We start from the raw sequence: 8,373 nt of genomic DNA, 5'->3' as shown, positions 1-8,373 counted from the left end.
GGACAAAATCACTCATATGAGGCTCCTTACTCATTGCTGCGCAAATTATCGCACAGTGAGCCTACATACGGTACATATGTCCACTATTTACCAAATCGAACCAAAAATAGCGAACATCTTTACCACCATCGTTTCCACCGACCCCACGCATAAATATCTGAGAAAACACCCTCTATCATCTCCACTCAACCGCCATATCTACCTCCACTAAATCGATTTACCAAACCGTTCGGCTAACAATTCGGCCGCCCATCCCCAATCGAAACAAAAGCGGCGCATACTGATAAACGTTTGACGCTGTTTATCAGTTTTACCAGCCCCATCGGAAGGTGTTTCATGGTCGCATTCGATCGCAACCCGCAAGACTTTAAGTATCTGCGCCTGCTGTCGAGACAATTTCCCACCGAACAATCCGCGTTTACCGAGATTATCAATCTCTCGGCCATCCTCAATCTGCCAAAGGGCACCGAGCATTTTATGAGCGACGTGCACGGCGAGTACGAAGCCTTTATGCACATCCTCAACAACTGCTCGGGCGTCGTGCGCGAGCATGTCGACGAGATCTTTGGCGACACGCTCTCCTTTGACGAGAAGGGCGAGCTGTGCACGCTCATCTACTATCCGCGCGAGAAGATCGACCTGGTCCGCAGCCGGCGCGAGGACTCGCCCACCTGGTACAAGACGATGCTTGACCAGCTCATCATGGTCGCTCGCTCGCTTTCAAGCCGCTACACGCGCTCCAAGGTGCGTAAGGCCATCCCGCGCGACTACGCCTATATCATCGACGAGTTGTTGCACACGCACCCGGACGAGAACAACTATCGCGTGCGCTATCACGAGCGCATCGTGGAGTCCATCCTGGAGACCGCCAGCGCCGACGACTTTATCGAGTCGCTCGCTTCGCTCATCAAGCGCCTGGCCGTCGACCACCTGCACCTGGTGGGCGATATCTTCGACCGAGGCGGCGGCGCGGCCAAGATTATGGACCGCCTGCTCACCTACCATTCGCTCGACATCCAGTGGGGCAACCACGACCTGCTGTGGATGGGCGCTGCGGCCGGTGAGCCCGCCTGCATCGCCACGGTGTTGCGCAACAACCTACGCTACGACAACTACGAGATCCTGGAGAACGACTACGGCATCTCGCTGCGTGAGCTTGTCGCCTTTGCCGATGCCACCTACACCGCCGGTGAGTCCATCACCCCGCTGATCAAGGCCATCAACGTGCTGCTCTTTAAGCTCGAGGGCCAGATTATCCAGCGCCACCCCGAGTTCGATATGACCGACCGCCTGTTACTCGACAAGATCGACCACGACACCGGCACGGTCACGCTCGCCGACGGCAGCGTGTGGCCGCTCACGACCAACGACTTCCCCACCGTCGACCCGGCGGACCCCTACACGCTCACGTCTCAGGAGCAGCACATCATCGACAAGCTCGTGTCCGAGTTTGTAACCGCCGATCACCTGCATCGCCATATCGATTTCCTCTACACCCACGGCTCGATGTACAAGGTCGCCAACGGCAACCTGCTCTTCCACGGCTGCGTTCCGCTCAACGAAGACGGCACCTTTAGCAGCATGAACTGCCTGGGCACCTGGCACGCTGGCCGCGATTATCTCGATTTTTGCGACCACATCGCCCGCCGCGCGTGGCGCGTGGGCGACCGCGATGCCCTCGACTGGATGTGGTACCTGTGGATTGGCTTCAATTCACCCGCCAGCGGACGCCTGGTGCGTACCTTTGAGCGCGCCTATATCGCCGATAAGAGCACCTGGGTCGAGCCGATGGACCCGTACTTTACGCTTACCAAGTCGCCCTCGGTCTGCGATGATATCATGCGCGAGTTTGGCGTCGCGCCCATGGCATGCTCGCCGACCGGCCACATCATCAACGGCCACACGCCCGTTAAAACCACCAAGGGCGAGCAGCCCATCCGCGCCGAGGGCAAGCTGCTGGTCATCGATGGCGGCTTCTGCCGCGCTTACCATCCCAAGACGGGTATCGCCGGCTATACGCTCATCTCGAGCTCGCGCGGCTGCCGCCTCAAGTCGCACCGGGCCTTTACGACGGTTGCCGAGGCACTCACGCGCAACGTGGACATCGAAAGCGAGACCAACCGTTTTGACCAAGCAGACCGTCGCCGCATGGTGAGCGACACCGATACTGGCGCCAAGATTCGCAGCCAGATCCAGGATCTGCGCCAGCTGCTCGATGCATATAGAAACGGTGCTATCGAAGAGCGCGTCTAGCCCCACCCGCGGGGATTGGCTAAACTTGCTGAGTTTGTCATCCCCACGGCGTCCCCGCGCCACCCTAAGGCAGGTACCATGCAAAAGCTCCTTGCGCAGATCATGAAATTTGGCGTCGTCGGTGTCATTGCCACGGTTATCGACTTTGGCATTATGAATCTGCTCCACTACGGTCTGGGCCTCAACATCCTAATCGCCAACACCAGCGGCTTTATCATCTCACTCATCTTTAACTACCTCGCAAGCATGAAGTACGTGTTTGCGCACAAGGAAGGCATGAGCCGCCGCCGCGAGTTCATCATCTTTGTCGTGCTGTCCGTGATCGGTTTGGTGCTCAACGACGGCATCGTGCTGGCGCTCAACGCCGGCCTGGGACTCGAGGCCAATATCGCCAAGATCTGCGCCACCGCGCTTGTCATGGTCTACAACTTTGTGACCCGAAAAATCTTCCTGGAGGGCGACGAGACCAAGTAGCTCGAAACCCCTGCAGCATTACGGCGCCCACGGACGACGTGCACTCAGCGCAGTATCGTCCGTGGGCGCCGCTCGTTTACGGGCAAATTTTCAACGTTTGCGGATTAGCTCTTGAAAATTTGGCGAGTTCATATAGTTCTTGGCAAAGACCTTACGTTTCCCTTGTAAAAGCTCTAAAGTATCCTCTGCTCGATTCATCAACGCATTGGATGTGATTACGTGCGCAAGGCGCTGGCACAACCTCATACCAAGCAGTTCCTCAAGTTTGCTGTCGTGGGTCTTATCTCCTTTGGCATCGACTGGGGCATGCTCATTGCGCTCGTCGAGCTGTTCCACCTCGACTTTTTGATGAGCACCACGGTTTCGTTTATCACGTCCGTCGTGGTCAACTACTGGCTCAGCATGAAGTACGTGTTCGACCACCGCGAAGGCATGAGCCGCAAGCGCGAGTTCACGATCTTCACCATCCTGTCGGTGATCGGCCTGGGCCTCAACGACCTGTACATGTTTGTGGGCGTCACGTTTTTGAGCATCGGCTACCAGGCCATGAAGGCCATCGCCACGTTCCTCGTCACCTGGTACAACTACTTCAGCCGCCGCTTCTTCCTCGAGGGCGCACGGTCATAGTCGATTCACTATTTGCTTGAATGTATAACCGGTTGGAATTCCCGTTCCAACCGGTTTTTTTGTTTGCCGAAAGACCCGGCGACCCAGTCCCATTCACTTGAAAAACGGGCGGGCGGCCCGGATGTCTGTCCGAACCGCCCGTCTGGCGCGCTATGTCGAGGCCTCTAGCCTGTAACGTAATACCAGACCACGTTGTCGCCGTTGGAGAGAACGTAGTTGCTGCAGGCCGTCATGGGCGTTGAGCCGTTGACGGAGTACATCCAGCCGCTCGTGCCGCCGTACTGTTTCTCGGCCAAACCACCAATCGCGGAGACATACGTGCCATACGACGAGCCATGTGCGTTGACAGAAAGGCCCAGCGCGCACAGGGCATCGTAGACGGTAGCGCCTTCGTTAAAGGTAAAGGTGCCACCAGAAGACACAGGATTGCCCACAGCGCTCGATGTGACCGAAACCGTCACTGTTATGTAGCTGGACTCCTGCGAGCCGCTCTGGCCGCCCGAGGAGGCGTTTCCGCCATTAGAGCTGGAGGCTCCATCAGACGACTGACCGCCCCCCGAAGAAGCACCGCCAGACACATTGGGAGTATCGCCGGCTCCCGTATTCTGGGCAGCGGATTTATCTCCAGACTTCTTGCCGTCCTGACCATCGGACTTCTTGCTATCCGAGCTTTTATCCGATTCCTTGTTTGAAGACTCGGAATCGTCCTTGGACTTGGACTCATCAGAATGCTTGGACTCATCTTTTGCATCATTCGATGACTTGGAGTCCTCGGAACTGGCCTCGCCCGAAGCCATAGTCGAGCCAGACGCCTTGGTGTCCTTGGTGACGACGCTCTCCCCCGTCACGGCCTGAATGATCCAGTCGATGGACCAGGCGCCGCTCTCGGAAGGATGGACGAAGCCCAGCGAGACGACGATCAGAATGGTGCACGCGGCAGTCAAAACGCCAAGGAGCGCCTTGCGACGAGGGACGGACGCCGCCGAAGCGGTGCCCTGTTGCTTTGTATCGTCGAACTGAATGAACGAGGAATCTGGTTGCTTGGGGTCAGCGTCCTTGGATTTATTGGACACAGCCCTCACCTACCGACGTTTGGTGAACACGAACACGCCGACGATGGCGAGACCGATGACGCCGGCGGCAACGCCAACAATGGCGAGCGGGTTGGTGCCAGCCTCCTGCTCGGAGGCACTAGAGGACTTCTTAGCAGTGGTCGTGGAAGCAGCACCCGTATCGGACTTGGAATCGGACTTCTTGTCGGACTTGCTGTCCTTCTTGTCAGACTTCTTCTCGTCCTTCTTATCGGACTTATCGGAGTCCTTCTTGTCGGACTTGTTGTCCTTGGTCTCGGTCTTGGTCGACACCGTCGTCTTGGTCGTCGGCTTATGACCCGGGGCGATAGCGCCGCCGGCCTGCTGGCCCTTCGTGCCGGAGCCGGAACCCGTGCCCGTGCCAGCACCGGAACCGTTGCCAGCGCCACCGTTGCCACCATTAGTGCCAGAACCACCATTGCCGCCAGGGTTAACGGCATTCTTGGTCCACTTGGCATACAGTGTCATATCGGCCGTCACTGGCGTACTGAAGTCATACGCCTGCGTGCAAGTCTCATCGGTATACCAACCGCCGAAAGTGTAGCCATCGCGCGTCGGATCGGCCGGCTTGACCAGCTTGCCGTCGGCCGTAGCAACAAACTTAGTGTCGCAAGCAGACCCGCCGTTGGAATTAAAGGCAACCGTCCAAGACTCAACGGCCCCGAGCTTGAACAGCGTGCCCGAGTCATTGATGTAGTACAGGTTGCCAGATGCATCGGCAATGACCGGAGAGTCACAGTACTGGTAATGGCCAGCCGCATCATAAATCTGCGTCGCCTCTGCATCGCCGAGCGTATAGCGATACACGCCACCACCAGCAGAGTAGTTGACGTAATCCTTGCTATCCGCGCTGTTAACGGTGAAGTACACATAGGTCTTGCCGCCCTGAACACTCACCAGCGGAGTAGCAGCAATACCGTTGAGGCCAGCCGGCAGCGCCTTGCCGTCGGCAGCAGCGACCATCGTGGTCTTACCCGTCTTCAGGTTATAGAGAACCAGAGCAGAGCCAGTAGCCGTCTGTCCGCCGACAATCAGATTGTCACCAGACACCGCAGGGGCGCTCAGATTATTCGTAAGGCCCAGATCAACCGTCTTCTGTTCACTCAGCACGCCCTTCGCCGAAAGCGAAATCACATGGAGCTTTCCGTCGTGCGTCATCTGATAGAAGGTCGAACCATTGGACGGATCGGCAATGCAATCGGCATTTGCGACAGCGCCGAGCTTCATGGTCGAAACGACATCGCCCGTCGTCTTATCAATGCACTTAAGCGTGCCCGCGCTCGTAGGAACAATGGTGTACTTATCCGTCAGCGCAGCGCCAGTCCAATAATAGCCCTCGGAAGGGTCAATGTTCTGCCAAGAGACTTCGCCCGTGGCAATCTTGATACGCTTCAGGGAGCCGTTGCCGTAGGTCGCGTTGTAGTTCTCGTCATACGAAATATCGACCGTACCAACATAGACGTACTCGCCGTCCGAAACCACGGTGCAGGAGCTCTGCGTCAAGTCCGTCAAACCAGGCGTCAGCCACTTGCAGATCAGCTTGTCCGCAGTAATCGCCTGGACCGCACCGCCGTTGAGCGGAACGATGATAAGGCCGTTGGTATAGATCGGACGAGAGGTGTAGCTCACCTTGGAGGCAAGCGGCGCAGAGGCAACCTTTTTGCCCGTGGACGAATCGATCTTAATGAGCTCGTTCTCGGTCGCGATGTACACAAAACCGTTAGCAATGACAGGCTCGCTGCAGTTGGCATACTGCTGGCCAGACTCGGCCTTCCAATCGAAGGCCCACTTAAGACCGGCGGCCTGCGCAGGCGTCTTGGCATCCGTTACGGTCGAACCGTTGCCACTGTTGCCGTAGCCGGTCCACTCGGCATCCCAATCAGGAGCCGTCGCACTCGGGTCCACGACAATCTTGTCGGGATCGGGCATGGCCGAATCGTCGGTGGTATAGGCAAGCGTAACCTTATCGCCGCTCTTGAGCGTAATCTGATTGGCGCAGAGTAAGGAGGGCTCTCCATTGATATACAAGTGCCAATATTTATTGGTCGCAGCATCCCAGCCATACGGCTTGTGATCGAACGGCGAAGTAATGGAATTCAGGAACCAGTACTCACCACTCTGGGAGCCGTTGTACGTAACGCCCTTGGCCTTCAGGACCGTCTCAATAAGATTCTGGGCAGTAGAGCCTTCGGGCAAAGAAACATTGCTTGCCGAGCCCCAGCGAGTATTGTTGCCGTTGACATCGGGACCGATAACATCGACGGACCCAAGAACCTGACCGGGGAGGGCATCGGCGTCAGCACCATACATAAAGGTGACGGCATCGCCCTCTCGGAGCTTGTAGGCACCGGCGCCAACGTCGGCGAACTTGCCATTTACGTAGAAGCGCCAATAGCTATTGGTCGCAGCGTCCCAGCCATAGGATTTACCATCGAACGGCGAAGTAATGCCGTTGAGGAACCAGCCCCAAGACGATTCGCCAGCATCGAGAGTAAGGCCGGTCTGCTCAAGGAGATCCTTGGCAGTAGAGCCCGCCTTGAGACTCGTCTGGCCCGTCGAAGCCCAAACCTGCTGCTTGCCGTCCTTGTCCTTACCAAGGACCTGAACGGAAGCATGGACGGAATCGGACGGCAACTTATCGCCCCAGCCACCGTAGAACCACGTAACGGTATCGCCAGCATGAATGGTGACATTGTCTGCCGTGTAGTCGCTCGACTTGCCGTTGATGAACAGCTGCCAATAGGTCGAATAATCTTGGGGCGTACCCAGCTCAACACCGTTGTACTTAAGGCTCAGAATGAAGGAGCCAGCAGCAACGGCGTCGATGTCATTCGCCTCAAGCGCGACCTTCGTAAGGTCAAGTGCGCTCGAACCGGACGTCACCACATACTGCGCGTTATCGACCCAAGTCTGAGTCTTGCCCTGGGCATCGCGACCAATGACGGTCACATTTGCGGCAACCTGGTCCTTAACGACAGGGGACGAGCTACCAGCCGTATAGGCAAACTCAACCTTCTGCCCCTGGGTGAGCTTAACGCTGCTCGCGCCAACCGAGGAAGACGCACCGTCGACGAACAGCTGCCAGAAGGCATAAGTCGTCGGATCGAAGGCAAGCGTACGGCCATCGCTCGGGGATGTGATGCTTTTGAGGTAGAAACCGTATGCCGTGTTCGGATCGTAGTCTGCCTTGAAGCCCGTCTTCTGCTGCAGCTTAACGAAGGCATCCGCAGCCGTCGCGCCCTCGTCGAGCTTGAGCTGCGTGGGTGCCACCCAGGTCTGAGCCTTGCCGTCGGCATCGGTGCCGATAATCGAGAACGAGACCTCGACTTGCTTCTTGGCGACATCGCCGGTTTCTGTCGGGTTCTCTGTCTGAACGGCAGCCGCGGCGGCAGATCCTGCTTGGCCAGCGGATGCCGCTGAAGACTGCTCGCTCGCGGCAGGGCTCTCCCCCGTCGCCGAGCCTTCGTCGCCAGTTGCTGCCTTTGATGCGGCGGCACTAGCTGCAGGCGCGCTCCCAGAATCCGAAACCTCGGCGCCGCTCTGCTCAGCGGCACCGCCCGCAAGCGCTGCGTCCTCGCCCGGCGTCGTAGCCTGAGCCACAGCCTCGGCAATGCCCTCGGCGCCCTCGGCCCACAGCTGAGCCGGCGTGGTGCTGAAGGCCATCGCGAAGGCCAGGAATGCCACCAGGCAGCGCTTTGCCACGCCGCGCGCGATTACGCCACGGCGACGAAGCGAGGCACGCTGGCACTCGTCCTCAAACATATCCATTTGTCTCCTATTGTCTGTACTTGGAGCGTTGCCTTGAAGCTGCCCCACGTCATCGCGCATGTTGCGCCCGAGTTCCCCCATCGGGGTCCCCCTTCCCTCCAGAGCCCTATGCACACCGGCGGCATACGCCGCAGCCGCATGCAAGATGGGAGGCGATCCG

Annotated in this window: 5 protein-coding genes; 3 read left to right on the top strand and 2 right to left on the bottom strand. The window is 58.0% G+C overall.

Annotated elements, in window-relative coordinates:
• The first annotated feature begins 336 nt into the window (after positions 1-336).
• From ABHR76_RS05245 to ABHR76_RS05235, 3 genes are all read left to right on the top strand, one after another.
• Positions 337-2,253 (top strand): fructose-1,6-bisphosphatase, encoded by a 1,917-nt coding sequence (locus ABHR76_RS05245; protein WP_055285767.1) that lies wholly within the window; start codon positions 337-339, stop codon positions 2,251-2,253.
• 78 nt (positions 2,254-2,331) lie between these two features.
• Positions 2,332-2,727 carry a GtrA family protein gene (locus tag ABHR76_RS05240; protein ID WP_022095122.1) on the top strand — a complete coding sequence of 132 codons (396 nt, stop codon included), beginning with the start codon at positions 2,332-2,334 and terminating at the stop codon, positions 2,725-2,727.
• Positions 2,728-2,946: 219 nt separating this feature from the next.
• Positions 2,947-3,354: a GtrA family protein gene (locus ABHR76_RS05235; protein WP_022095123.1), complete on the top strand. Its 408-nt coding sequence runs from the start codon at positions 2,947-2,949 to the stop codon at positions 3,352-3,354.
• Positions 3,355-3,518: 164 nt separating this feature from the next.
• Here ABHR76_RS05235 and ABHR76_RS05230 read toward each other — a convergent pair whose 3' ends face one another.
• Positions 3,519-4,427 carry a DUF4430 domain-containing protein gene (locus tag ABHR76_RS05230; protein WP_346976983.1) on the bottom strand — a complete coding sequence of 303 codons (909 nt, stop codon included), beginning with the start codon at positions 4,425-4,427 and terminating at the stop codon, positions 3,519-3,521.
• 9 nt (positions 4,428-4,436) lie between these two features.
• On the bottom strand, positions 4,437-8,213 hold the full coding sequence (locus tag ABHR76_RS05225) for a DUF4430 domain-containing protein (RefSeq protein ID WP_346976982.1): 3,777 nt from the start codon (positions 8,211-8,213) through the stop codon (positions 4,437-4,439).
• Between the last annotated feature and the right edge of the window lie 160 nt (positions 8,214-8,373).

Source organism: Collinsella aerofaciens (assembly GCF_039752985.1).
Taxonomy (GTDB): domain Bacteria; phylum Actinomycetota; class Coriobacteriia; order Coriobacteriales; family Coriobacteriaceae; genus Collinsella; species Collinsella aerofaciens_BT.
The sequence above is the reverse complement of the archived record's forward strand: the minus strand, read 5'-3'. Positions and strand labels throughout refer to the sequence as shown.

What these genes read in the sequence shown, in the direction of transcription:
- ABHR76_RS05245 (WP_055285767.1), top strand. Translation starts at nt 337, where the DNA reads ATGGTCGCATTCGATCGCAACCCGCAAGACTTTAAGTATCTGCGCCTG.
- ABHR76_RS05240 (WP_022095122.1), top strand. Translation starts at nt 2,332, where the DNA reads ATGCAAAAGCTCCTTGCGCAGATCATGAAATTTGGCGTCGTCGGTGTC.
- ABHR76_RS05225 (WP_346976982.1), bottom strand. Translation starts at nt 8,213, where the DNA reads ATGGATATGTTTGAGGACGAGTGCCAGCGTGCCTCGCTTCGTCGCCGT.